Below are 26,080 nucleotides of genomic sequence, written 5' to 3' on the forward strand. Positions count from 1 at the left end.
ACATATTGTTACAGATTTATGACAAATGTTCATAAAGGCGCACGAAATCACGTTTCATTTTCGAATAATGAGCGATTATGCGCGAAATCAAACAACCCATGTTTTTTATGTGGCTAAATGATAAAAAACGAACTGTGAGGAAAAACAATGAAAACTCGCGACTCGCAAACAAGTGACGTGATTATCATTGGTGGAGGAGCAACAGGTGCAGGGATCGCACGTGACTGTGCGCTGCGCGGGTTGCGCGTCATCTTAGTGGAACGCCACGATATCGCCACAGGTGCGACCGGGCGCAACCACGGCCTGCTGCATAGCGGTGCACGCTACGCCGTCACCGACGCTGAATCTGCTCGTGAGTGCATCAGCGAAAACCAAATTCTGAAACGTATCGCCCGTCATTGCGTTGAGCCAACGGACGGTCTGTTTATTACTCTGCCGGAGGATGAGCTTTCCTTCCAGGCCACCTTTATTCGCGCCTGTGAAGAGGCAGGGATTCGCGCAGAAGCGATTGACCCTCAGCAGGCACGTATTATCGAACCTTCTGTGAATCCACAGCTGATTGGTGCAGTAAAAGTACCAGACGGCACGGTCGATCCTTTCCGCTTAACAGCAGCTAACATGCTGGATGCGCGTGAGCATGGCGCGGTTATCTTAACGGCGCATGAAGTGACGGGACTGATCCGCGAAGGCGCAACGGTTTGCGGCGTTAACGTGCGCAATCATCTGACAGGCGAAATGCAGTCCCTGCATGCACCGGTTGTCGTCAACGCCGCTGGGATCTGGGGTCAACGCATTGCGGAATATGCCGATCTGAGCATCCGTATGTTCCCGGCCAAAGGTTCGTTGCTGATTATGGATCATCGTATTAACCAGCATGTCATTAACCGCTGCCGTAAGCCTTCTGACGCCGATATTCTGGTGCCTGGCGATACCATTTCACTGATCGGTACCACCTCACAGCACATTGATTACGACGATATCGACAGCAACCGCGTCACCGCAGAAGAGGTCGATATTCTGCTGCGTGAAGGCGAGAAGCTGGCGCCGATTATGGCGAAAACACGCATTTTACGCGCCTACTCCGGCGTACGCCCGCTGGTGGCCAGCGACGACGACCCAAGCGGTCGTAACGTCAGCCGTGGGATTGTACTGTTCGATCACGCTGAACGTGACGGACTGGAAGGGTTTATCACCATTACCGGCGGCAAACTGATGACCTACCGCCTGATGGCGGAATGGGCCACCGATGCCGTTTGCCGTAAGCTGGGCAATACCCAGCCTTGCACAACGGCAGACACCGCGCTGCCTGGCTCACAGGAATCTACCGAGCATACGCTTAAACGCGTGATCTCATTGCCAGCTCCACTGCGCGGCTCGGCGGTCTACCGTCACGGCGATCGCACCCCTGCGTGGCTTAGCGAAGGCCGCCAGCACCGCAGTCTGGTCTGTGAATGCGAAGCAGTCACCGCAGGCGAAGTGCAATACGCCGTCGAGAATTTAACCGTCAACAGCCTGCTCGATTTGCGTCGCCGTACCCGTGTTGGAATGGGGACCTGCCAGGGCGAATTGTGTGCCTGTCGCGCCGCAGGTTTGCTGCAACGTTTCAATGTCACTACCGCAGCGCAGTCCATTACCCAGCTTTCCGACTTCCTCAACGAACGCTGGAAAGGCGTGCAGCCCATCGCCTGGGGAGATGCGCTGCGCGAAAGCGAATTCACGCGCTGGGTTTATCAAGGGTTGTGTGGTCTGGAAAAGGAGCACCAGGATGAAATTTGATACCGTCATTATCGGCGGCGGCCTCGCCGGACTGCTATGTGGCCTGCAACTGCAAAAAAGCGGACTGCGCTGCACGATTGTTACCCGCGGCCAAAGCGCCCTGCATTTTTCCTCCGGCTCACTGGATTTGCTCAGCAGCTTACCCGATGGTCAGCCGGTGACGGATATAGAAGCGGGTTTGAATGCGCTGCGCACTCAGGCACCCGCACATCCGTATAGCACCATCGGAACGCAGAACGTTCTGGAACTGGCCCAACAGGCGCAAAATTTACTGGAAGAATGCGGAACGCATTTGCAGGGCAAAGTGCATCAGGCACATCAACGTGTTACCCCGCTGGGCACCCTGCGCTCAACCTGGTTAAGTTCCCCGGAAGTGCCGGTCTGGCCGCTGTCCGCGCAGCGTATCTGCGTTGTAGGGATTAGCGGGTTACTGGATTTTCAGGCGCATCTCGCCGCGGCGTCATTACGCCAACGCAATCTCAGCGTCGAGACGGCAGAAATCGAGCTACCGGAGCTGGATGTCCTGCGTGATAACCCAACCGAGTTTCGTGCCGTTAATATTGCACGCCTGCTGGATAACGAAGATAAATGGTCGCTGCTCTATGACGCATTGCTGCCAATGGCAAAAACCTGCGACATGATAATCATGCCAGCCTGCTTTGGCCTGGCAGATGAGCGGCTCTGGCAGTGGCTTAACGAGCGCCTCCCCTGCTCGCTGACACTGTTACCGACCCTACCACCTTCGGTACTGGGCATGCGTTTGCACAACAAATTACAGCGCCAGTTTGTGCGCCAGGGCGGTGTGTGGATGCCGGGTGATGAAGTGAAAAAAATCACCTGTCAGGATGGCGTGGTCAGCGAAATCTGGACCCGAAATCATGCCGATATCCCCTTGCGGCCACGTTTCGCCGTGCTCGCCAGCGGCAGCTTCTTCAGCAGCGGGCTGGTCGCCACGCGTGAGGCAATCCACGAACCAATCCTGGGACTGGATGTACAGCAAACAGCTACCCGCGCCGAGTGGTATCAGCGTGATGTTTTCGATCCACAACCGTGGCAACAGTTTGGCGTAACAACCGATACCGCATTACGTCCATCACTGGCGGGAAAAACGATAGAGAACATGTATGCCATCGGTTCTGTCCTCGGCGGATTCGACCCTATCGCCCAGGGTTGCGGAGGCGGCGTGTGCGCAGTTAGCGCCTTACATGCCGCGCATCATATTGCGAAACGTGCAGGAGGACAGCAATGAGCGACACACGTTTTGAAAGTTGTATCAAATGTACGGTGTGCACCACCGCCTGCCCGGTAAGCCGCGTCAATCCGAGCTACCCGGGCCCTAAGCAGGCCGGCCCGGACGGTGAACGTCTGCGCCTGAAAGATGGCGCGCTATATGACGACGCGCTGAAATACTGCATCAACTGTAAACGCTGCGAAGTGGCCTGTCCGTCAGACGTGAAAATCGGCGATATCATCCAGCGCGCGCGCGCCAAATACGACACGACGCGCCCATCGTTGCGTAACTTTGTCTTAAGCCATACCGATTTAATGGGCAGCGTATCCACTCCCTTCGCCCCAATAGTGAATACCGCCACCTCATTAAAACCGGTGCGTCAACTGCTGGATTACGCGTTAAAAATCGATCATCGTCGTACGCTGCCGAAGTACTCCTTTGGCACCTTCCGCCGCTGGTATCGCAGCGTTGCCGCACAGCAGGCGCAGTATCAGGATCAGGTCGCCTTTTTCCACGGCTGTTTTGTGAATTACAACCATCCCCAGCTCGGCAAAGACCTGATCAAGGTGTTGAATGCGATGGGTACTGGCGTGCAACTGCTGAGTAAAGAGAAATGCTGTGGCGTGCCGCTGATTGCCAACGGTTTTACCGATAAAGCGCGTAAGCAGGCAGTAAGCAACGTGGCCTCACTCAGAGAGGCGATTGATGGCAAAGGCATTCCGGTGATCGCCACCTCATCAACCTGTACCTTTGCGCTACGTGATGAATATCCGGAAGTGCTGGATGTCGACAACTCAGGCCTGCGTGAACACATTGAACTGGCAACCCGCTGGCTGTGGCGCAAGCTGGATGAAGGTAAAACGCTGCCGCTGAAAAGGCTGCCGCTGAAGGTGGTCTATCACACGCCATGTCACATGGAGAAAATGGGCTGGACGCTCTATACGCTGGAGCTACTGCGACAAATTCCAGGGCTGGAGCTGACGGTGCTGGATTCTCAGTGTTGCGGGATTGCCGGGACTTACGGCTTTAAAAAGGAAAACTATCCGACTTCACAGTCTATTGGCGCACCGTTATTCCGCCAAATTGAAGAAAGCGGCGCTGATATCGTCGTCACCGACTGCGAAACCTGTAAATGGCAGATTGAGATGTCTACAAGCAAACGCTGCGAACATCCTATCACCCTGCTTGCCAAAGCGTTGGGTTAACTCTGTTGCCCGGTGGTGTTTGCTACCGGGCATTTTTGCGTAGCCCGTTCCGCTTAATTGAATACGTTGTAGTCGGACGTATTTATCTCTGATTCACCCACGCAAAGAACCCATTTCCCGCATGCAGCGCATATTAAAAGTGGATACCGTCACGCCATCTTCTCTTTCTGGTGACGGACTACCATGGCTAAATCCACTACATCTACACCACATGATGCCGTTTTTAAAAAGATAATGTCTTACCCTGAGATGGCTCGGGATTTTCTGGATATACACCTTCCTATCGCATTACGTGAGATATGTGATTTACAAACGCTGAAGCTGGAGTCCACCAGTTTTATCGAACAAGATCTCCGCGCATGCTACTCCGACGTAGTGTGGTCACTAAAAACCCGCGAAGGTCAGGGCTATATTTATTGTGTTATTGAACATCAGAGTACCGCGGTACCGCATATGGCATTTCGCCTGATGCGTTATGCCACCGCGGCGATGCAGCATCATCTAGATGCCGGGAATAAAACGCTGCCGCTGGTGATCCCCATGCTGTTTTATCACGGTCAACAAAGTCCCTATCCCTGGTCGCTCAACTGGCTGGATGAATTTGATAATCCGCAACTGGCGCGACAACTGTATTCAGAGGCTTTTCCGCTGGTCGACATTACCGTAATACCTGACGATGAAATCGCACAGCATCGCAGGGTTGCGCTGCTTGAGTTGATGCAAAAACATATCCGCGATCGTGACTTAATGGGGTTAGTGGATCGACTGGTCTCGCTATTAGTTACAAGCACTGCTAATGACAGCCAGCTACAAACGCTATTTAATTACCTGATACGGTACGGCGACGTTTCTCGCGTCAGCGAGTTTATCCGCGAAGTTGCCGAACGATCCCCCCATCACAAGGAGAAGCTGATGACAATTGCAGAGAGACTCAGGCAGGAAGGCCACCAAAATGGACTGCAAGAAGGGATACAGCAAGGGTTAGAACAAGGAATGCAAAAAGGGTTAGAACAAGGGGTGCAAAAAGGTACGCAAGAAGAAGCCTTACGTATCGCTCACATAATGCTGGAACAAGGTATTGATCGTGATTTAGTTCAGTTAATTACCGGGCTATTGCCTGGCGATACCACCGCATGAGCCAGATTGGGAAGGCATTTAGCCTTCCCAATCAATAATTAAATCGTCAACGACTCAACCACTTCGATCCAGCCGTGTTCGCTAGCGATATCCTGATTGTTAAGCCAGCGGCGCAGCATATTTAGCGCCATCATCGCGCACACTTCCTGACGAATCGCCAGGCTGTAGCGATTTGCATTCAGCCTTACGCGCAAGGCGTGTGTCCCATCAGGCGTGGCCAGCGCAAAGTTAATATGTTCGTTTTCGAAAGCCGATATCGCGAGTGCCAATCCAGCATAATGTTTGCTGCGTCGTTCGGTTATCCAATGCGCCGTTTGCGCCAGCGTTTCTTCCTGAGGCGGAACCACTTCACTCGCCAACAGTGGCGCATTCGCACGAGAAAGCTGCAATGCCACCAGACCACCGGTGAATTGTTCGCTCAGCGTCAGGCTGAATTGCCGTTCTTGCAACGTGCGGGCGATTTGCGCGGGTAAGCCTTCCGTACCTTCAAAAATCATATTCTGCCCGGCAACCCGCTTAACTTCTGGCCACAGCGCCAGCATCGCTTCCCGTTGGGAATCCGGCCCGGTCAGCTTCAGCTCAATAATCGGCATTGAGGAGCGATAACCCATTGTTACTCCCGGAGGCAACGGGAGCGGATCCAGGCTCTGCGCCAGGTCGCTTTCAGAACGGCCAAAGGTGGTTAATCGCAGGCATAACGGGGGCTGAGCCAAAGAGAAACGCTCACGCAAACGGGGCAGGATCTCATGCTCCACCATGACTTTGAATTCTGACGGTACACCCGGTGTAAAGAACATCAGGCAGCGGTTAAGCTTCAGGGCGAACCCGCACGCGGTACCCACCGGATTATTGATAAACTCAGCGCTGGCCGGAAGTTCAGCCTGTTTGCGGTTGCTTGGCGCCATCACGCGGCCACGATCGCGGAAATATCGCTCCATCTCGGCCAGCCATGCTTCATGCAGCACCAACCCTTCGCCTTTTGCCGTTGCCGCTGCCAGCGCGCTCAAATCATCGCTGGTAGGTCCCAGACCGCCATTAACGATCAGTACATCGGCGTGCTCGCTACGCTCACGCAAAACGGCGACCAAATCGTTAAGATTGTCACCTACCGTGCTGCGGCGTGTTAGCGGTAAACCCTGATTAAAGAAAAAATCGGCCAGCCAGGCGGCATTGGTGTCGACGATTTGTCCGTGCAACACTTCATCCCCTGTGGATAGCATCTCCACGTTTAACATCGTGTTCTCCTGCTTTTATGATGAAAACACTATAACGCATGGAGGGGGTAAGGCGCGACTGAACGCCGCGCCAGAAATGTTAGAAGCTGGCGTTAACCCCAACGTACGGGCCATCAGCAATCGCGTTATCACGGTTGCCGTCTTTGCCTGCCAGGTTCAGGTAACGATAACCGGCTTCAATGCTCAGCGGACGCAAAATGGTCAGACGCGCACCGGCATTCGCTTCTTCATAGCTGTCGATACCGCTGGAAAGTGAATCAGGAGAGTAATAATACTCACCAAACAGACGGAAGCTATCGCCAATCGGCCATTGTAAACCACCACCGACAGCGGCAGCATAGCCTTCATCGCCATCGTTTGGATTGGTATAAACACCTTTACCACCAACGGTCGCCATCAGCGGCCCCAGTGGGATATTCAAACCTAAACCCAGCCCGGCAACATCACCGTCGTCATCGTTATGCATCCAGTTACCGCTGACGGCCAGACCAGTACTCTCAGTGCCCATACCGAATCCCAGGTTAGTGTAGTCTTCGCCAGCCTGGCCGCTGATGCTAATCGCGCTCGCCGACGCGGAAACAAACAGCATTCCGGCAAAACCCAACATTAAACTTTTTTTCATTTTCTATCCTTTCCAGCAAGAATCAAAACATAGCCCCAAAACCGATGAATTGTACTGTCAGATGGCGAGGAATCAATGAGCTAAAAAAGCGATGCAATGACATATTGTAACTAAATACTACTCACAAGATTTATTTAAGGTTAATTTCTTGTGCCAATTACACAGTTGGACGTCCCAGAACGTCATTTTCAACAAACATCCTGTTTTCCCTGCCATAGCGCTCTTAATCACCGATGAAACATTTTTTCTGCCGCCAGCAAAAGGTAAGATGCGTGCATGACGGAATTTTCTCTACCTCCCCAACAAGGACTCGACTGATGCGCCAAAGAACGATTGTTTGCCCATTAATTCAAAACGATGGCTGTTATTTACTCTGCAAAATGGCTGGTGACCGCGGTGTGTTTCCCGGTCAGTGGGCGCTTTCTGGCGGCGGTGTTGAACCGGGTGAACGTATTGAAGAAGCTCTGCGCCGTGAAGTGAGGGAAGAGCTGGGCGAGCAACTGGTGTTATCAGAAATTACCCCCTGGACCTTCAGTGATGATATTCGCACTAAAACCTATGCTGATGGCAGTCAGGAAGAGATTTACATGATTTATCTTATCTTCGATTGTGTCGCAGCGAATCGTGAAGTGAAGATTAACGAAGAGTTCCAGGCATTCGCCTGGGTTAAACCGGAAGATCTCAGTGCCTACGATTTAAATATCGCCACGCGTAAAACGTTAACCTTAAAAGGGTTACTGTAGGTTATCATTTTAATAACGGCATATAATTAACATTCTGAATAGCGGCATTGCACTCTTCAACTTATAGCAAACAGCAATGTCGCAAAAACCTAAAAAACACTTAATTTCATTAAGATAAACAAAAAAAACACCTCTATTTAGCTATCGTTCCCAAACCTTAAACTCTTAAGGATAAATTAACCTTCAGTCATTAACCTTTGTAGCCTGATGAAATAATTAACGACGCCCCTGTTTATCACTAAAAATAAAACTTCGGTGGCGTTAAATGGCTTGAAGGAATAATGATGTCTGACTTTTTGCCTTTCTCTCGCCCGGCCATGGGCGCTGAAGAACTTGCCGCAGTGAAGGCGGTTCTGGACTCTGGATGGATAACCACCGGCCCGAAAAATCAACAGTTGGAAGAGGCTTTTTGCCAGCTCACGGGGAATAAGCATGCCGTCGCCGTTTGCTCCGCCACTGCAGGAATGCACATTACGCTTATGGCGCTGGGCATTGGTGCGGGCGACGAGGTCATTACGCCGTCGATGACGTGGGTTTCTACCCTCAACATGATTGTTTTGCTGGGGGCGACGCCAGTGATGATCGATGTCGACCGCGATACGCTTATGGTGACACCTGAGCAAATTGAAGCCGCTATTACCCCACGAACCAAAGCCATTGTTCCAGTACATTATGCTGGCGCCCCCGCCGACCTCGACGCAATTTATGCCATTGGCGAGCGTTATGGCATCCCGGTAATAGAAGATGCGGCCCATGCCGTGGGGACGTTGTATAAAGGCCGTCATGTCGGTGCTCGCGGTACGGCAATTTTCTCGTTTCACGCCATTAAAAATATCACCTGTGCGGAAGGTGGACTGATCGTTACCGACGACAGCCAGCTTGCTCAGCGGCTTCGCAGCCTGAAGTTTCACGGTCTGGGCGTTGATGCATTTGATCGACAAACCTACGGCCGGGCACCACAAGCCGAAGTACTTGCGCCAGGATACAAATACAACCTCACAGATATCAATGCCGCCATCGCGCTGGTACAGCTGAATAAGCTGGGACAACTGAATTCACGCCGGGCGCAAATTGCCCAGCACTATCAAAAAGCGCTGGCCGATACTCCATTCCAGCCGCTGAGCCTACCGCAGTGGTCGCACGTTCATGCCTGGCACTTATTCATCATTCGTGTTGATGAAACGCGCTGCGGGTTGAGCAGAGATGCCCTGATGGAAGCGCTGAAGACCAAAGATATCGGCACCGGTCTGCATTTTCGTGCAGCCCATACGCAAAAATATTATCGCGAACGCTTCACTACCCTTTCGCTCCCAAATACTGAATGGAACAGCGCGCGCATCTGCTCGCTGCCGTTATTCCCTGACATGACCGATGATGACACTCAGCGGGTCATTACGGCGCTTCGCGAGATCGCAGGACAATGAGCATGTTTGAAGCCACACCGATTAAAAAAGTCTCGGTGGTTATTCCCGTTTTTAATGAACAGGAAAGCCTGCCAGAGTTAATCAGACGCACCAGTGCCGCCTGCGAAAAATTGGGCAAAGACTATGAGATTCTGCTAATCGACGACGGCAGCAGCGACCGTTCCGCTCAGTTGATGATGGACGCCTCTCAGGCACCGAACAGCCATATTGTCTCAATTTTACTGAATCGCAACTACGGGCAACACTCTGCGATTATGGCCGGTTTCAGCCATGTCACCGGAGACTTGATCATCACGCTGGATGCCGATTTGCAAAACCCGCCGGAGGAGATCCCTCGGTTGGTCGCCACTGCAGATGAGGGTTTCGATGTGGTAGGCACGGTACGCCAGAACCGTCAGGATAGCGTATTTCGTAAGACCGCCTCACGAATGATAAACCATCTGATCCAACGAACCACCGGTAAAGCAATGGGCGACTACGGCTGCATGCTACGCGCCTATCGCCGTCACATCGTCGATGCCATGCTGCATTGCCAGGAGCGCAGCACCTTTATCCCTATTCTGGCCAACATTTTTGCCCGTCGCGCCACGGAGATCCCGGTACATCATGCAGAGCGTGAATTTGGTGACTCCAAATACAGCTTCATGCGTCTGATCAACCTGATGTATGACCTGGTGACTTGCCTTACCACAACACCGCTTCGCATGTTGAGCCTGCTGGGCAGCGTGATAGCTGCCACGGGCTTTACCTTATCAGTCCTGCTTGTTGTTCTGCGCCTGACGCTCGGCCCACAGTGGGCAGCGGAGGGGGTATTCATGCTGTTTGCCGTCCTGTTTACCTTTATCGGCGCACAGTTTATTGGCATGGGTTTACTCGGCGAATATATCGGTCGCATCTATAACGATGTCCGCGCCCGCCCCCGCTATTTTGTTCAACACGTTATCCGCCCACAAACTACGCAGTCAACCGAGGAAAACCGCGCATGAAAGCCGTCGTATTTGCCTATCACGATATGGGATGTCAGGGTGTCCAGGCCTTGTTGGATGCAGGTTATGAAATCGCTGCCATTTTTACGCACACCGACAACCCGGGTGAAAAAGCGTTTTTTGGATCTGTTTCCCGCCTCGCGGCCAGCGCCGGTATTCCGGTTTACGCCCCAGACGAGGTTAATCATCCCCTGTGGATTGAGCGCATTAGCCAACTGGCACCCGATGTTATCTTCTCGTTCTACTATCGCCATTTACTGAGTGATGAGATCCTCAGTCTTGCCCCTAAGGGTGCATTTAATCTGCACGGCTCGCTGCTGCCGAAATACCGTGGTCGCGCGCCATTGAACTGGGTATTGGTCAATGGTGAAACCGAAACGGGCGTCACACTTCACCGCATGGTCAAACGCGCGGATGCCGGTGCTATTGTTGCCCAGCAACGTGTCGCTATTTCACCGGAAGACGTGGCGTTAACGCTGCACCATAAATTGTGTCAGGCAGCACGTCATCTGCTGGAGCAGACACTGCCGGCCATCAACGCGGGAAGTTACTCCGAATTCCCTCAACAGGATGTAGATGCTACCTGTTTTGGTCGCCGTACGCCGGAAGATAGCTTCCTCGACTGGAACAAACCTGCCGCGGAGTTACATAACCAGGTCCGTGCCGTCAGCGATCCGTGGCCGGGCGCATTTAGCTATGTTGGCACACAAAAGTTCACCGTCTGGTCATCGCGCGTTTGCACAAACGACATTGCGGCCCAGCCGGGCACCGTCATCTCAGTGTCTCCTTTACTGATCGCCTGTGTCGATGGTGCACTGGAGATTATTACCGGACAAGCTGGCGATGGTATTGCAATGCAGGGTTCACAACTGGCGCAAGTTCTGGGTCTGGTGCCAGGTTCTCGCCTAAACAGCCAGTCAGTGACCACCAGCAAACGCCGTACTCGCGTACTGATCCTCGGCGTTAACGGCTTCATTGGTAACCATCTGACCGAGCGCCTGCTGCAAGAAGATAATTACGAAGTGTATGGACTCGATATTGGCAGCGACGCCATTGGGCGTTTCCTGCAACATCCGCGATTCCATTTCGTCGAAGGTGATATCAGCATTCACTCCGAATGGATTGAATATCATGTGAAAAAATGCGACGTTGTGCTGCCGCTGGTGGCGATCGCAACGCCTATCGAATATACCCGCAACCCGCTGCGCGTATTTGAGCTCGATTTTGAAGAGAACCTAAAAATCATTCGTTACTGCGTGAAATACCGCAAGCGCATCATTTTCCCGTCAACCTCCGAAGTCTACGGCATGTGTACCGACAAAGTCTTTGATGAAGACAGTTCGAATCTGATCGTCGGTCCGGTCAATAAACCACGCTGGATCTACTCCGTATCCAAGCAGTTGCTGGACCGTGTTATCTGGGCATACGGCGAAAAAGAGGGATTGCGCTTCACCCTGTTCCGCCCGTTTAACTGGATGGGACCGCGTCTGGACAGCCTTAACGCCGCGCGTATCGGCAGCTCACGCGCCATTACACAGCTGATCCTCAACCTCGTGGAAGGTTCACCGATCAAGCTGATTGAAGGCGGTAAGCAAGAACGCTGCTTTACCGACATTCGCGATGGTATCGAAGCCCTGTACCGCATCATTGAAAACGAAGGCGGCCGCTGTGACGGTGAGATTATCAACATCGGTAATCCACAGAACGAAGCAAGTATTCAGGAACTGGCAGAAATGCTGCTTTCCTGCTTTGAAAAACATCCGTTGCGTAACCAGTTCCCGCCGTTTGCCGGTTTCCGTGACGTCGAAAGCAGCAGCTACTACGGTAAAGGTTATCAAGACGTTGAGCATCGTAAGCCTAACATTCGCAATGCAAAACGCTGCCTGAACTGGGAACCGACCATTGAGATGCAGGAAACGGTAGAAGAGACGCTGGACTTCTTCTTACGCAGTGTGGATATCACGGAACACACATCATGACCAAAGTAGGCTTGCGCATTGATGTCGATACATTCAGGGGGACGCGCGAAGGCGTGCCCCGCCTGCTGGAGACATTAAACCGACATAACATTCGGGCAAGTTTTTTCTTTAGCGTTGGGCCTGACAACATGGGACGCCATCTCTGGCGTCTGGTGAAGCCACAATTTCTGTGGAAGATGCTGCGTTCAAACGCAGCATCACTCTACGGATGGGATATTTTATTGGCGGGAACCGCATGGCCGGGAAAAGAGATTGGCCAGGCCAACGCGGCAATCATTGCACAAACCGCCCAGATTCATGAAACCGGTTTGCATGCCTGGGATCATCACGCCTGGCAGGCGCGAAGCGGAAACTGGAATGACAAACAGCTGATTGATGATATTTCGCAAGGTATCACCGCACTTGAAGCCATCATCGGTCAGCCAGTCACCTGCTCTGCCGTTGCCGGATGGCGTGCCGACAACCGTGTCGTCCATGCCAAAGAAGCATTCCATCTGCGCTATAACAGTGACTGTCGGGGAACGTCGTTATTTCGTCCGGTGCTGGAATCCGGGAAAACGGGGACGCCACAAATTCCCGTCACCCTACCAACATGGGATGAGGTGGTTGGTCAGGAGGTCCAGGCGGTGGACTTCAACTCCTATATTCTCTCCCACATCCAGATGAGCAGAGGAACACCGGTGTACACCATTCATGCGGAAGTTGAAGGTATCGCCTTTCATCAGAATTTTGACGAGTTGCTCATTCGCGCTGCCGATATGGGGATGACATTCTGCCCGCTTGGCGAGCTGTTACCTGACGACATCAGTACGCTGCCGTTAGGACAGATAGTACGTGGAAAAATACCCGGCAGAGAGGGATGGCTCGGCTGCCAACAACCGGTGAGTGTGACACCATGAAACCTGCTGCCCGCTACACTCTGGCATTTATCGCTTTAATCGCACTGTATTTTATTTTACCTATCAACAGCCGTATGCTCTGGCAGCCTGATGAAACGCGCTATGCTGAAATCAGCCGGGAAATGCTCAACTCTGGTGACTGGATCGTTCCACACTTTTTAGGGCTGCGTTATTTTGAAAAACCAATTGCCGGATACTGGTTGAACAGCATCGGACAATGGTTGTTTGGCGCCAATAATTTTGGTGTCAGAGCGGGTGCTATTTTTGCCACTTTGTTGACCGCATTACTGGTAGCCTGGCTTGCCATGCGACTGTGGCATGATAAGCGTACCGCCGTACTCTCCTCCGCTATCTTTTTAACGTTTTTTTCGGTTTACAGCATCGGCACCTACGCGGTACTTGATCCCATCATTGCGCTTTGGCTGATGGCGGGCATGTGTTGTTTTTGGGAAGGCATGCAGGCCACCACCAGAACACGCAAAATCATCGCTTTTTTGCTGCTTGGGCTGACCTGCGGTATGGGTGTAATGACCAAAGGTTTTCTGGCACTCGCCGTTCCTGTACTCAGCGTACTGCCGTGGGTTTTTGCACAAAAGCGTTGGAAAAACCTCATTCTCTACGGTCTGCTGGCGGTGATCGGCTGCATCGCGATCGTACTACCGTGGGGTATAGCGATTGCACAACGCGAACCGGATTTCTGGCATTACTTCTTCTGGGTTGAACATATTCAGCGCTTTGCGCTGGATGATGCCCAGCATAAGGCTCCTATCTGGTACTACATCCCGATATTTGTGGCAGGCACATTACCGTGGCTCGGTCTGCTTCCCGGCGCGCTGCGTACGGGCTGGCGTGAGCGGGATGTTCCGCGCAGTGCTCTGTACCTGTTAAGCTGGATTATTATGCCAATCCTGTTTTTCAGCATCGCGAAAGGAAAACTGCCGACCTATATTCTTTCCTGCTTCGCGCCGCTAGCGATATTAACGGCGCGCTTCGGCCTGCAGGCTGCGGAAAAAGACTCAGCATCCCTGCGCATCAATGGCTGGATCAACGTGCTATTTGGTGTCGTCGGCATCGTCGCTACGTTTATTGTTTCCACGCTGGGACCATTGAAGACGCCGGTCTGGTCGCATATCGAAACGTATAAGGTTTTTTGTGCCTGGGGCATCTTTATCATCTGGACGCTTTTTGGCTGGTATACGCTAAATAACCGCGAGAAGAACTGGAAATTCGCAGCACTATGCCCATTAGGGCTGGCGCTGTTATTTGGCTTCTCCATTCCTGACCGGGTGATGGAATCTAAACAGCCGCAGTTTTTTGTCGAGATGACCAAAGAATCGCTGGAGCCGAGCCGTTATATTCTCACCGACAGCGTTGGCGTGGCTGCGGGACTGGCCTGGAGCCTGAAGCGCGACGACATCATGATGTACGGACAAACGGGCGAGTTAAAATACGGTCTCAACTACCCGGATGCTCAAGGCCGCTTTGTCAGTCGGGAGAATTTTGCCGACTGGTTAGCACAACATCGTCAACAAGGAAACATTACGCTCGTGCTCTCTGTCGGTAAGGATGAAGATATTAATCAGCTTGCCATCCCTCCCGCTGACTACATTGATAATCAGGGGCGTCTGGTCCTGATTCAGTATCGGCCCAAATGATCTGGATAGCCTTAGTCCTCTCCAGCCTGCTCAGCGTCTGCGGCCAGCTATGCCAGAAGCAGGCGACCCGACCGGTGTCTGTTCGTGCGCGAAAACGCTACATTACGCAATGGGTTGGGCTTGCTCTGGCAAGCCTCGGTCTGGCCATGCTGCTATGGCTGGCGGTTTTACAAAACATTCCTGTCGGTATTGCCTATCCCATGCTGAGTCTTAACTTTGTATGGGTAACTCTCGCGGCCTGGAAAATCTGGCGCGAACCCGTCACAACCCGCCACTGGCTGGGCGTTGGGCTGATCATTACCGGCATATTTATTCTTGGGAGTGCAGTGTAATGGGCGTATTTTGGGGATTATGTAGCGTTATTATCACCTCTGCTGCCCAGTTGAGCCTTGGCTTTGCAATGGATAATCTGCCGCCAATGCTGCAGCCGCTGGCGTTCATCTCCGCCGTATTCTCTGTCAGTATTGGTGCGTTTGCTTTATATGCCGGGCTGGCAGGGTATTTGCTGTCGGTTATTTGCTGGCATAAAGCCCTACACCAACTCGCGCTGAGCAAAGCCTATGCCCTGCTCAGCCTGAGCTATGTGCTGGTGTGGGTTGCCTCAATGATCCTGCCCGGCTGGCAGGGAACATTTTCAGTGAAAGCGCTGGCAGGAGTACTGTGCATCATGGCAGGGCTAATGACGATTTTTCTGCCTTCACGCAAACACCTGTCCTGAGATTATTTATCTTTAGACAGTCGTAACAGACGTTCCCATTCATCACAAATGTACTGTCTGGCATCAATGATCTTAATCACCCGAGATGTATCGCGGTTAATACAATACTGAGCATCCTTCAGCGGCGAAAGAAGATCGCCGGGCTTAATCCGCTCAGATGATTGCGCCTGGGCAAGCATCTTGAGCGAACCACCGCTATCGCAAAGTACGATATAGAGCCTCCCTGCTTTTTTGTGACAGCAGGTCTTCTTCACATGCCATTCCATAGCGCACCTATTGTTAATAAATTTCACAATAGGTTACACATTAGCTCATAAACAAAAGGACAATAGCTGCGGAATGACAATAACGAGAAATACTATTAATGTTTTCTTAATGTTAATGATGAAGCACTTACCCAATCCAATAACGCACGGCGCGAAATTTTAATTCCTCCTGCTTTGAGCTCGGGCGGCAATGTTAGCCAACAAATCGGCTGCTGAAAGCGGGCTAGCTTATCTTTTACCCACTCTTCGAGATTAGTTTCTCCAGCATTAGCGTCATACTCAATGACAGCCACCGGGCGATGGCCAAACTCTTTGTCTTCTATCGGCACAATGAAGGCTTGTAGAACATGCGGATGCGCTGCAATCACGCGTTCCACTTCTTCCGGCTGTATACCTTCCCCGCCGCTAAAAAACAGATTATCCATACGACCGACAATCGTTAACTTGCCGTCCTTCAGCACGCCGCGATCGCGGGTTGCAAACCAGCCTTCCGCGTTCACTAAAGGAATAAGCTGTCCGTTACGCCAGTAACCTTGCGCCATGCTGGCGGCACGCAGCCAGACTTCATCATCAACGATTCTTACCTCTCTGCCCGCCAGGGGGGAACCCACATCTGCCAGACCATCAGCCTCTTTCGCACAGACCGTAGAAGCAAACTCCGTTAATCCGTAACCGCACCAGCAACGAATCCCTTGCTCGCGCGCTTGCTCCGTCAATTCAACAGGAATTGCCGCACCTCCCAGCAGTACCGCTTTGAGTGTGACCGGCGTGTTGTTGACCAGCAAGCGCCACAGCTGCGTGGGCACCAGTGAAGCGTGGGTACATCCAGCCAGCATTTGCTCCAGCGGCTGCTTGTCGCGCACGGTCATTCGCGCTCCGGCGAACAACCAGCGCCACAAAATACCCTGGCCGGAAACATGAAACAGCGGCAGCGAGAGCAGCCAGTCATCCTCAGCACCAAACGGCATTAATGACAGGACGCCCTGCGCGCTTGCCAGATGCGCCTGACAGGTATGAACAGCCGCTTTTGGCAATCCGGTAGAACCTGAAGTTAACGTCATCGTGCTCAAACGTTCAGGCAACCACGCCGCGGCGTGATCGCCTGGTAACGACCGCATCTGTAACGGACTGAGTTCCGGAAGTTCGATAGCGGCCTCCAGATCCAGCGCAAAACGTAGCGTTAAGTCCGGGATCAGCGCATCAAGCAGCGGCTGAGGCAACTGTGGGTTCACAGGTAAAACCCGCGCCCCACATTGCAGCAGCGCGAGCCAGGCCAGCAAAGCGCGTGGATGATTCCAGGCGCGAAGCAGAACACCATCGCCCTCTTCCACGCCCTGAGCGGCAAAACCGCAGGCCAGATGATCTACACGTGTGCAGAGATCGCTCCAGCTTAATACCTCATCGTTGAGGCGTAAGGCTGGCGCCTTCGCACGAACCTGTCGCCAGTGACGCCACGGCCAGTCACGGAACTGCACCAGGCCCGATAAGCTCACGCTATCGGGCATTTCCTGCTGGGTCATAGCAGACGTTCCAGCGCATCAACGTCGATACACGGCAACGTGCTACCCGGCCAGGTGCGTACCTGCTGGCACTGCATCAGACTCAGGGTATCCAGACCCGGAATGGTCTGCGGCGTTAGCCAGGCGGCAATTCTCGCCAACTGGGTTAAGCCCAGACTCGACTCGATTGACGAACTGATAACGGCAGTAAGACCAAGCGCATGCGCCGCAGCCACCTGTTCACGGACTTTATCGAGACTGCCGGTCAGCGTAGGTTTGATAACCACGGCCTTGACGCCCTCTTCAGCTTCGAAGGTGAAATCTGCTTCACGCAGACTTTCATCCCAGGCGATGGCAATGCCGGTTTCACGCGCGAAGGCACGAGAATCATCGCGGGTTTTGCACGGCTCTTCGAGAAAGGCAATGCGTCCGCGATATTCCGGATTAACGTATTTCGCGAACTGCTGAGCTTTCAACGGCGTCCAGGCCCGGTTGGCGTCAAGTCGCAAATGCAGCTCCGGGATCGCCTCAAGCAGCAGATTGGCTACCATGCCGTCACGGACCGCTTCATACAGACCGACCTTGATCTTCGCCACTTTTTCGCCCGGCATATCCGCCAGTTGTAGCACCAGATCGTCAGGATCGCCGGTACACAGCGGCGCAGCACGATAGTCCGCGTCCTGTGGCAATACGCCAGCCAGTTCGGCCAGCGCACAGCTTACGCCAAAGGCGACCGAAGGCAGTTGCGGTAAGGAGTCATCCCCTTGCAGCCAGCCTTTCACCCAGGCCAGCAGCTCGGTTTGCGCCTCTTCCCAGCTTTCCTGACTAAAGCCCGGCAGCGGGGAGATCTCTCCCCACCCTTCGCGCTCGCCGTCACAAAGACAAACGTACAGCCCGTCACGCGTTTTTAACCGCCTGTCGCGCAGAATCACCCCCGCGTCCATGGGGATCTGCCAGCGGTATACCTGCGCGCTACGCATTACGGATTCCGTTTGAATTTGCTGAAATCAGGCTGACGTTTCTGGTTAAAGGCGTTACGGCCTTCCTGACCTTCTTCCGTCATGTAGAACAGCATAGTAGCGTTACCTGCCAGCTCCTGCAGACCAGCCTGACCATCACAGTCGGCGTTCAGTGCGGCTTTCAGGCAGCGCAGCGCCATTGGGCTGTTTTGCAGCATTTCACGGCACCAGCGTACGGTCTCTTTTTCCAGATCCGCCAGCGGAACCACGGTGTTGACCAGACCCATATCCAGCGCCTGTTTCGCATCGTACTGACGGCACAGGAACCAGATTTCACGCGCTTTTTTCTGACCGACGATGCGCGCCATGTAGGAAGCGCCCCAACCGCCGTCGAAAGAACCGACTTTCGGGCCGGTCTGACCAAAGATGGCGTTTTCAGCCGCAATGGTCAGGTCACACATCATGTGCAGCACATGGCCACCACCAATGGAGAAACCTGCAACCATCGCTACTACCGGTTTCGGACAGGTACGAATCTGGCGCTGGAAGTCCAGTACGTTCAGGTGATGCACACCGGAGTCATCCTGGTATCCACCGTAGTCACCACGCACTTTCTGATCGCCGCCTGCGCAGAACGCTTTGTCGCCAGCACCGGTCAGAATAATTACGCCGATGTTGTCATCATAGCGGGCATCCGCCAGCGCCTGGATCATCTCTTTCACGGTGACCGGACGGAAGGCATTGCGTACCTGTGGACGATTAATGGTGATTTTTGCGATACCGTCGGTGGATTTCTCGTAAAGAATGTCGGTATAGCCTTCAGAACAATCGTGCCATTCTACCGGTGCGTAAAGCATTGTTTCATCAGGATAGATCATAAAATGTCCTATAGTCAGCGACGCAGAATCTGAGCCAGACAGTCCACTACGCCCGCGGGGTTGTCCCGATGCGCGTTGTGTCCGGCATTACGAATCACATGGTTTGGTACTGATATTTCCGCCGCCAGAGCGCGGAATTTTTCGTCACGTTCACCACATAAATAATAAAACGGAAATGTGCGCGTCGTGAGTTGCGCACGTAAATCAGGCTGTACGGCAAGCGAGGTGGCCTCCAGCATTGCCGCCAGCGTTTGCCCATTATTCTGGCTACGCAGAGCGACCAGCGCCTCTCTTTGTGCCGCGTTCAGCGAGGAAAAAACGGGCTGTTGATACCAGTCATTAAACACCTCACGTAGCGGCTCTGCGCGAAAACGTGCAGCCCAGCGGCCATCCGAGAGACGACGCTGAACGCGCGCCTCCTCGCTTTGCAAGCCGGGATGTCCGCCTTCAACCACCAGACCACAAAGCCCTGGCATCTCCTGACTGGCCGCCATCATCGCGACTCTGCCGCCAAGAGAGTATCCCACCAACCAAAAGTTAAGTATGTTGTAACTAAGCAGGGTATTACGCAGCAAAACGCCGACATCATCGAACCCGCTCACGCCGATGTCAGCGGAGCCACCGTGTCCCGGCAGGTCGATGTATAGCCGCGAATAATCCTGAAATGCTTCGCCGACCGTCTGCCATTCCTGGCAATCGCCAGAGAAACCGTGCAGGAAAACCAGCCAGGGAAATCCCGTTTGGCCCTCTTTCGCCTGCGCATGCAGGATCATAGGTGACTTACCTGCGCCAGCAGTTGCTGCAAGGTTTGCGCCCCGTCAGTTTCGTTCACCACCAGCTCAATCACCGTGGCCGCAGGTGTACGCCACGCGTTAGTCAACGCGCTCTCCAGCTGCTCCCAGTTTTCCGGGCGCTGGTATTTAAGGTTAAACATGGCGGCAGCATGCTCGAAATGTACGTTCTGCGGCATCAGATAGAACCGTTCGCGTTCGCTGGCTGGTGTCGGCAGCAGGGAAAAAATCTGCCCGCCGTTATTATTGACCACTATCAGGACAAACGGTGCAGAAACCTGGCGCAATAACGCCAGCGCATTCAGGTCATACAATGCAGATAAATCGCCAACAATCGCCAGTGTCGATTTCGCGCTGGCACGCTGTACACCAGCTGCCGTTGACAGCAGGCCGTCAATACCGCTCGCGCCACGGTTGCTATAGACCGGGTAACCAGCCGGAAGCTGCGACAGCGCATCAATCAGGCGTACCACCAGACTGTTACCCACGAACAGCTGCCCCTGCTCCGGCAAGTAGTCGCGGATACGGTGGGCTAATTGCGCTTCACCAAACGCCTCACGACGGGCTTCTACCGCCTGCCAGGCCTGTTGCGCCAGACGAGGGATCTCCATACACCAGGGCTGACGTTTCTCCGCCGGATGTAGCTCCAGCCAGTCGCCAACTTTCGCCACCAACCTGCGGCCGCGATGATGGGCCGGATCGAGGCGGCCTTCGATATTATCGACAATCCAGTATTCCTGCGGATCGCAGCTGGCCTGCCATTGCAGCAGACGTTTTCCGGTCAGGCTGCTACCAAGCTGCACCACAATCTGCGCCTGCTGCAATTCAGCTACAGCTTTCGCATTTCCCAGCCACAGGTCGGCGCACGGCAGCGGTTGTCCGGTTTGCGACAGAACATCGCCAATCAGCGGCCAGCCTAACGTCTGCGCCCACTGCGCAACCTTCTTACCTTCTTCCGCGCTCATGCGGCCCGCAATGACTACGCCGCGTTTTTGTCGCCAGAAAAACCAGTCGCGTTGTTTGTCGCTTTCCAGCCGACGCGCTTCTCGCAGCCAGGGCTTATCGTCCTGCCACCAGTCGCCGAGGCACTGCTGCCAGGCAATCCCCGTTTCGTCCATATCGCCATAGAGCGGTTCCGCAAACGGGCAATTGATATGAACCGCCCCGCTATGCAGGGCAGCTAACGCATTATCAATAGTGGACACCAGCCAGCTTGCCGGAATGTCCTGAGTCGGACGCGGTAAAGAGAGCGTTTGCGATGGATGCGAGGCAAACATTCCGGCCTGACGAATCGCCTGGTTCGCGCCACAGTCGATAAGCTCTGGCGGTCTGTCAGCGGTAAGTAAAATCAGTTTTTCACCGGTCAGGCCCGCTTCAATCAACGCGGGATATAAATTCGCCACCGCGGTACCGGACGTCACAATCACGGCGACAGGCTGCCGGCTGACTTTTGCCAGACCTAAAGCCAGATGCCCAAGACCGCGCTCGTCAAAATGGGTGTGGTGGATGAATGCGGGGTTTTCCGCTGCCGCCAGCGTCAACGGTGTAGAACGAGAGCCAGGGGCAATGCAGACATGCCTGACGCCGTGGCGAGTGAGTGCTTCCAGAATGACCGCCGCCCAGCGTCGGTTAAATGCGCTTACTGACATGAGATTGTCCGGTATCAATATTGCGACACAGTATAGAGAATCGAATAAATGGATTTTTGATATGAATCGGAAATATACACGAAATCACTATCCTTCCATCTGTAATAAAGTACGTAACCCTGCCGCTTTATTGTCTATTTCTTGCCATTCCTGCTCAGGATCTGAGCCACGTACAATCCCTGCCCCGGCATACAGGCGTACCACGTTTGCGCTAATTTTCGCTGAACGCAATGACACACAAAACTCGCTTTGGCGCAAAGAAAGATAACCCGCTGAACCGGCATACCACTCGCGTTCAAAGGGTTCATTTTGTTGGATGAATTCACGCGCCAGCTCACGCGGAATACCGGCAACTGCCGCCGTGGGCTGAAGCTGCATCAGGCAAAGCATATCGTCGGCCTGATTCAGTTCCGTCCAGATGCAACGGCGCAGGTGCTGCACTTTACGCAGCCTGAGCACCTGCGGTGGCAGCACATCGAGAGTTTGCGTACAGCCTTGCAGACGCTGGCAAATATCTTCGACCACCAGCATATTCTCGCGCTGGTTTTTATCATCTTTCATTAGCCAGTCGCCCAATTGCCAGGCCCGATGATCCTCAGGGTGATTGGCCACGGTTCCGGCCAGCGCCTCGGTGCGCAGCGCCGTATCACGTCGTCGATACAGACGTTCAGGAGAAGAGCCAAGAAAAGCGGTGTCGGCGGAGAATGCCATAAAGAAATGGTAGCAGTTCAGATTTAAGCGACGGCTGGAAGCCATCACGGCAGCGGCATTAACCGACTGAGAAAACTGTAAATCGGTCGCCCGCGCCAGCACGACCTTATCGAGGTCTTCTCCTGCGATCGTTTGAGTGGCGAGTTTTATCAGGTCTATCCAGCCAGCTTTCTCCGGCCAGTGCTGTTCTCCCGTCAAATTCAAACGCAATGCAGGGAGCGGTTTTACGGGAGCAAGCGATGAGATGAAGGCGATCGCTTGTGCAGCGTCTTCACGTAGCGACACGTCGCTATAAAGATGTAAGCGTAAGCTCGCCACTCCGGCGCAACGTCGCCACTCCAGCCGCGGCAGCAGTAAATTGCCACGCTGAGGCTCAAAGGCATTCAGGCCCCAGATGCGCAGGTCGGGATGATTATCATGCTGATGTAAAAATTGCTGTGCTGATTCCAGCGAGGAAAATGCGGCGACGGCCCCTAATACGGCGGCTTCTTCATCGCCGTTACGCTGCTGCCAGTAAAACTGGGGCCAGACGGGTTGACTAGCCAGCCATCCTAAAGCGTCAAACGCATCATTCAGTGGGAAAGGTATATCGTAAATACGAATTCCAGGTGCTGCTGGCATCTCTTGCGATAAATGACGCATCAGACTTTCCAGCGCAGTAGTGATTGAATGCACGCGGACCTCTCCCTGTTAAAAACCTCTCATTATACGGGGTACTGAGCAGAAAAAGCAGTACCCCCAGTTAGGGAGTACGTACAAATGCGATGACAGAACGGAATTTATCGCCGCGCTAACAATAATCCCATCACTAAACCGACTGTGGCGCCAACGCCGATTCCGCGCCAGGGTTTTTCGTGCACATAGTCATCCGCCCGACAAACAGCTTTTTTCGCACGGTAATAGTAGCTATCAGAAGCATGGCTGACGCGATTTCTCACCTCTTCTAACGCCCGCTCTGCCCGCGCTTTTAACTCAAGGTATTTTTGATCTGCTGGGTCGCCAGAAGAACGCAGCACCTCTTCCAGCGTTTCACTTAATAATTCCAGATCATCATCGATACGTGATTCATAAGAATGAAAAGACATTATATTCTCCCTTTCTATTGACGTACCCGCTAACTATAGACAACCTGGACTGATTGCGCCTGTTTACGCCTGATGTGTTTCCCGCGCCATTCCGACGTGTGGAATACCATCTTCGTCATAGATATCCGTCACCGGAACAAAGCCAAAGCGTGCATAGAATGATTGCAGATGCGCCTGCGCGCCCAGATACAACGCCTTGTGTGGCCAGTGTTGCGCGCAGGATGCCAGCGTCTGGGCCATTAGCTGTTGCCCCAGTTTTTCACCACGCAGCGTTTTGCTTACAATCACCCGACCAATCACTACCGGCTCCAGCTCGTCATCGCTTTTCAGAATCCTCGCATACGCCACCAGCTCATCGTTATGCCAGCCCAGAATATGCCGATTCTCTCCAGCCAGGTCATCGCCATCCACATCCTGGTACGGACACTGTTGCTCAACTACAAACACCGCGCATCGTAGCTGAAGTAGTGCGTACAGTTGTTGGGTACTCAGCTTTGCATGGTGGAGATCTTGCCAGTGAATCATTCTCTGCCCCTATGTTGTGATAACCTGAACACCCTGCCTTATTGATGGCGAAAAGTGTAACGCAAAGATGGAATTACTATTTTTAGGCACGTCTGCGGGAGTCCCCACGCGCTCACGCAATGTAACGGCAATTTTACTAAATCTGCAACACCCGACTCAGGCAGGGCTGTGGCTTTTTGATTGCGGCGAAGGGACGCAGCATCAGATGCTCACCACGCCTTTCAATCCAGGAAAACTCGATCGTATTTTTATCAGCCATCTGCACGGCGATCACCTGTTTGGTTTACCGGGGCTACTATGCAGTCGCTCAATGGCCGGCAATGTCCAGCCTCTGACGCTCTACGGGCCAAAAGGGTTGCGAGAGTTTACCGAAACCGCATTGCGTCTGAGCGGCTCCTGGACCGACTATCCGCTGGATATTGTAGAAATCACCGCGGGTGAGATTGTGGATGACGGCCTGCGAAAAGTAACGGCTTACCCGCTGGCGCATCCGCTGGAATGCTACGGTTTTCGCATTCAAGAGCACGACAAACCCGGTGCGCTTGACGCCAATGCCCTGAAGGCGGCAGGTGTAAAAGCGGGCCCGTGGTTTCAGGATTTGAAAGCTGGGAAAACCATCGTGCTGGAAGATGGACGTACGATCCACGGTGCCGACTTCCTCGCCCCGGCCACCAGGGGAAAATCAGTCGCTATTTTCGGTGACACAGGACCCTGCGCGTCCGCCATTGAACTGGCTCGAGGTGTAGATGTCATGGTACACGAAACCACGCTGGACGCTTCAATGGAGGAAAAAGCCAACAGCCGCGGACACAGCTCGACCCGACAAGCCGCAAAGCTGGCGCTGGAGGCCGGAGTGGGACGCCTGATCATGACCCACGTTAGCTCACGTTACGATGAAAAAGGCTGTCAGCGATTACTCGCAGAGTGCAAAACAATATTTCCAGACACGGCACTGGCTCACGATTTCGCCATTTTCAGCGTTTAACGCTCTATTTTTCCGCCTCAGTGCCGATAACAGTGGAAAGGCTGGCTTTCACACTGAGGACAGGATGAACAATTTCCAGAAAGATATTGATGACAGGACAAACCTAACCCTGTCTAACCGTTTTGAACTGCTGCTGTTTCGCCTCGGCAAATCTGTTGAGGAGCAGAAATCAGAGCTGTTTGGCATCAACGTATTCAAGCTGCGTGAAATCGTGCCGATGCCGACCTTTACGCGTCCAGCGGGTATGAAGGCCCCGTTACTGGGTATGGTTAACATTCGCGATCAGGTGATCCCGGTGATTGACCTGCCCGCCGTCGCGGGCTGTAAGCCAGAGACCGGACTCAACATCCTGTTGATCACAGAATATGCCCGCAGCGTCCAGGCGTTTGCTGTGGAGTCAGTGGAAAACATTATGCGCCTGGACTGGCAACAGGTGCATACCGCCGAGAAAGCCGTTAATGGTCGCTATATCACCAGTATCGCTTGCCTGGACGACAACAAAGAGACCAACAACCTGGCGTTGGTGCTCGACGTTGAGCAGATCCTGTACGACATCGTACCGGCGAACCACGACCTGCGCGCAACCGATCTGAAAACCAATAAATTCAACATCACGCCGGGTGCGGTGGCGATTGTGGCTGATGATTCCAAAGTGGCCCGCGCAATGCTGGAAAAAGGGCTTAACGCCATGGAGATCCCGCATCTGATGCATGTAACAGGTCAGGATGCGTGGGAAAAAATACAGCAGCTTTCCGCAGAAGCGCTGGCGGAGGGCAAGCCTGTCAGTGAGAAGATCGCTCTGGTTCTCACCGATCTCGAAATGCCGGAGATGGACGGTTTTACGCTTACCCGTAAGATAAAAACCGACGAACGTCTGAAGAAAATCCCGGTCGTTATCCACTCTTCGCTTTCCGGTAGCGCGAACGAAGATCACGTTCGCCGAGTAAAAGCAGATGGCTACGTGGCCAAATTCGAAGTCAATGAGCTTTCTTCAGTGATCCAGGAAGTGATGGATCGCACAGCGAAAGGCATCAGCGGTCCGCTGGTGAGCCGTCAGCTATTAAACTGACCGTATTTCACGCATAAAAAAACCCGCCAAGGCGGGTTTTTTCGTTTCCGTAT

General features: G+C 53.4%; 25 protein-coding genes. 14 read left to right on the top strand and 11 right to left on the bottom strand.

Annotated elements, in window-relative coordinates; translation table 11 throughout:
* Positions 1-147: 147 nt before the first annotated feature.
* The 4 genes from glpA (at position 148) to OGX97_RS21655 (ending at position 5,349) form a co-directional block, all read left to right on the top strand.
* On the top strand, positions 148-1,776 hold the full coding sequence (gene glpA, locus OGX97_RS21640) for an anaerobic glycerol-3-phosphate dehydrogenase subunit A (RefSeq protein WP_032944055.1): 1,629 nt from the start codon (positions 148-150) through the stop codon (positions 1,774-1,776).
* Entirely contained in the window at positions 1,766-3,025 is a 1,260-nt protein-coding gene (glpB, locus tag OGX97_RS21645; RefSeq protein WP_198801521.1) for a glycerol-3-phosphate dehydrogenase subunit GlpB, read from the top strand. Before glpA ends, glpB begins: the two co-directional genes overlap by 11 nt.
* Complete coding sequence (gene glpC / locus OGX97_RS21650; RefSeq protein WP_218659084.1) at positions 3,022-4,212, top strand: anaerobic glycerol-3-phosphate dehydrogenase subunit GlpC; 1,191 nt, start codon at positions 3,022-3,024, stop codon at positions 4,210-4,212. Before glpB ends, glpC begins: the two co-directional genes overlap by 4 nt.
* A gap of 183 nt (positions 4,213-4,395) precedes the next feature.
* A complete protein-coding gene (locus OGX97_RS21655; protein ID WP_218659083.1) occupies positions 4,396-5,349 on the top strand; it encodes an Rpn family recombination-promoting nuclease/putative transposase in 954 nt (317 codons plus the stop codon).
* A gap of 38 nt (positions 5,350-5,387) precedes the next feature.
* Here OGX97_RS21655 and OGX97_RS21660 read toward each other — a convergent pair whose 3' ends face one another.
* Together OGX97_RS21660 and OGX97_RS21665 are read right to left on the bottom strand one after the other, a co-directional pair.
* On the bottom strand, positions 5,388-6,584 hold the full coding sequence (locus OGX97_RS21660) for a nicotinamide mononucleotide deamidase-related protein YfaY (protein ID WP_218659082.1): 1,197 nt from the start codon (positions 6,582-6,584) through the stop codon (positions 5,388-5,390).
* 79 nt (positions 6,585-6,663) lie between these two features.
* Complete coding sequence (locus OGX97_RS21665) at positions 6,664-7,206, bottom strand: YfaZ family outer membrane protein (protein WP_008785326.1); 543 nt, start codon at positions 7,204-7,206, stop codon at positions 6,664-6,666.
* Between the two features lie 317 nt (positions 7,207-7,523).
* On the opposite strand from OGX97_RS21665, the gene nudI reads away from it, so the two are divergent.
* From nudI to arnF, 8 genes are all read left to right on the top strand, one after another.
* Complete coding sequence (gene nudI, locus OGX97_RS21670) at positions 7,524-7,949, top strand: nucleoside triphosphatase NudI (RefSeq protein ID WP_235127130.1); 426 nt, start codon at positions 7,524-7,526, stop codon at positions 7,947-7,949.
* 284 nt (positions 7,950-8,233) lie between these two features.
* Positions 8,234-9,373 (top strand): UDP-4-amino-4-deoxy-L-arabinose aminotransferase, encoded by a 1,140-nt coding sequence (gene arnB / locus OGX97_RS21675; RefSeq protein ID WP_235127129.1) that lies wholly within the window; start codon positions 8,234-8,236, stop codon positions 9,371-9,373.
* A gap of 2 nt (positions 9,374-9,375) precedes the next feature.
* Entirely contained in the window at positions 9,376-10,359 is a 984-nt protein-coding gene (arnC, locus tag OGX97_RS21680; RefSeq protein ID WP_042307134.1) for an undecaprenyl-phosphate 4-deoxy-4-formamido-L-arabinose transferase, read from the top strand.
* Complete coding sequence (gene arnA, locus OGX97_RS21685; RefSeq protein WP_235127128.1) at positions 10,356-12,338, top strand: bifunctional UDP-4-amino-4-deoxy-L-arabinose formyltransferase/UDP-glucuronic acid oxidase ArnA; 1,983 nt, start codon at positions 10,356-10,358, stop codon at positions 12,336-12,338. The genes arnC and arnA overlap by 4 nt, the downstream gene beginning before the upstream one ends.
* Complete coding sequence (gene arnD, locus OGX97_RS21690; protein WP_218659081.1) at positions 12,335-13,237, top strand: 4-deoxy-4-formamido-L-arabinose-phosphoundecaprenol deformylase; 903 nt, start codon at positions 12,335-12,337, stop codon at positions 13,235-13,237. Before arnA ends, arnD begins: the two co-directional genes overlap by 4 nt.
* The gene (gene arnT / locus OGX97_RS21695) at positions 13,234-14,892 is read left to right on the top strand and encodes a lipid IV(A) 4-amino-4-deoxy-L-arabinosyltransferase (protein ID WP_218659712.1); all 1,659 of its coding nucleotides are present in this window, start codon (positions 13,234-13,236) and stop codon (positions 14,890-14,892) included. Before arnD ends, arnT begins: the two co-directional genes overlap by 4 nt.
* Entirely contained in the window at positions 14,889-15,224 is a 336-nt protein-coding gene (gene arnE / locus OGX97_RS21700; protein ID WP_279850738.1) for a 4-amino-4-deoxy-L-arabinose-phosphoundecaprenol flippase subunit ArnE, read from the top strand. The genes arnT and arnE overlap by 4 nt, the downstream gene beginning before the upstream one ends.
* Positions 15,224-15,610, top strand: coding sequence for a 4-amino-4-deoxy-L-arabinose-phosphoundecaprenol flippase subunit ArnF (gene arnF, locus OGX97_RS21705; protein ID WP_191226977.1), 387 nt, complete (start codon positions 15,224-15,226; stop codon positions 15,608-15,610). The genes arnE and arnF overlap by 1 nt, the downstream gene beginning before the upstream one ends.
* A gap of 2 nt (positions 15,611-15,612) precedes the next feature.
* Here arnF and pmrD read toward each other — a convergent pair whose 3' ends face one another.
* The 9 genes from pmrD to OGX97_RS21750 form a co-directional block, all read right to left on the bottom strand.
* Positions 15,613-15,876 carry a signal transduction protein PmrD gene (pmrD, locus tag OGX97_RS21710; RefSeq protein ID WP_008785336.1) on the bottom strand — a complete coding sequence of 88 codons (264 nt, stop codon included), beginning with the start codon at positions 15,874-15,876 and terminating at the stop codon, positions 15,613-15,615.
* A 95-nt stretch (positions 15,877-15,971) separates the two neighbouring features.
* Positions 15,972-17,396: an o-succinylbenzoate--CoA ligase gene (gene menE / locus OGX97_RS21715; RefSeq protein WP_279850737.1), complete on the bottom strand. Its 1,425-nt coding sequence runs from the start codon at positions 17,394-17,396 to the stop codon at positions 15,972-15,974.
* A complete protein-coding gene (menC, locus tag OGX97_RS21720; RefSeq protein ID WP_008785338.1) occupies positions 17,393-18,355 on the bottom strand; it encodes an o-succinylbenzoate synthase in 963 nt (320 codons plus the stop codon). Before menC ends, menE begins: the two co-directional genes overlap by 4 nt.
* Positions 18,355-19,212, bottom strand: coding sequence for a 1,4-dihydroxy-2-naphthoyl-CoA synthase (gene menB, locus OGX97_RS21725; RefSeq protein WP_003027671.1), 858 nt, complete (start codon positions 19,210-19,212; stop codon positions 18,355-18,357). Before menB ends, menC begins: the two co-directional genes overlap by 1 nt.
* A gap of 14 nt (positions 19,213-19,226) precedes the next feature.
* Positions 19,227-19,985 carry a 2-succinyl-6-hydroxy-2,4-cyclohexadiene-1-carboxylate synthase gene (gene menH / locus OGX97_RS21730; RefSeq protein WP_218659078.1) on the bottom strand — a complete coding sequence of 253 codons (759 nt, stop codon included), beginning with the start codon at positions 19,983-19,985 and terminating at the stop codon, positions 19,227-19,229.
* Positions 19,982-21,652, bottom strand: a complete 1,671-nt coding sequence (gene menD, locus OGX97_RS21735) for a 2-succinyl-5-enolpyruvyl-6-hydroxy-3-cyclohexene-1-carboxylic-acid synthase (protein ID WP_279850736.1) — start codon at positions 21,650-21,652, stop codon at positions 19,982-19,984. Before menD ends, menH begins: the two co-directional genes overlap by 4 nt.
* Before the next feature lie 87 nt (positions 21,653-21,739).
* Positions 21,740-23,038: an isochorismate synthase MenF gene (gene menF / locus OGX97_RS21740; RefSeq protein ID WP_032944075.1), complete on the bottom strand. Its 1,299-nt coding sequence runs from the start codon at positions 23,036-23,038 to the stop codon at positions 21,740-21,742.
* 104 nt (positions 23,039-23,142) lie between these two features.
* Positions 23,143-23,448 (bottom strand): stress response protein ElaB, encoded by a 306-nt coding sequence (gene elaB, locus OGX97_RS21745; RefSeq protein WP_003027683.1) that lies wholly within the window; start codon positions 23,446-23,448, stop codon positions 23,143-23,145.
* 63 nt (positions 23,449-23,511) lie between these two features.
* Positions 23,512-23,973, bottom strand: a complete 462-nt coding sequence (locus OGX97_RS21750; RefSeq protein ID WP_235127122.1) for a GNAT family N-acetyltransferase — start codon at positions 23,971-23,973, stop codon at positions 23,512-23,514.
* A 67-nt stretch (positions 23,974-24,040) separates the two neighbouring features.
* On the opposite strand from OGX97_RS21750, the gene rbn reads away from it, so the two are divergent.
* Complete coding sequence (gene rbn, locus OGX97_RS21755) at positions 24,041-24,958, top strand: ribonuclease BN (protein WP_235127120.1); 918 nt, start codon at positions 24,041-24,043, stop codon at positions 24,956-24,958.
* Between the two features lie 64 nt (positions 24,959-25,022).
* Positions 25,023-26,027: a chemotaxis protein gene (locus OGX97_RS21760; protein ID WP_032944079.1), complete on the top strand. Its 1,005-nt coding sequence runs from the start codon at positions 25,023-25,025 to the stop codon at positions 26,025-26,027.
* The last annotated feature ends 53 nt before the right edge of the window (positions 26,028-26,080 follow it).

It is taken from the genome of Citrobacter sp. Cpo061, assembly GCF_030332845.1.
GTDB classification, from domain to species: Bacteria; Pseudomonadota; Gammaproteobacteria; order Enterobacterales; family Enterobacteriaceae; genus Citrobacter; species Citrobacter portucalensis.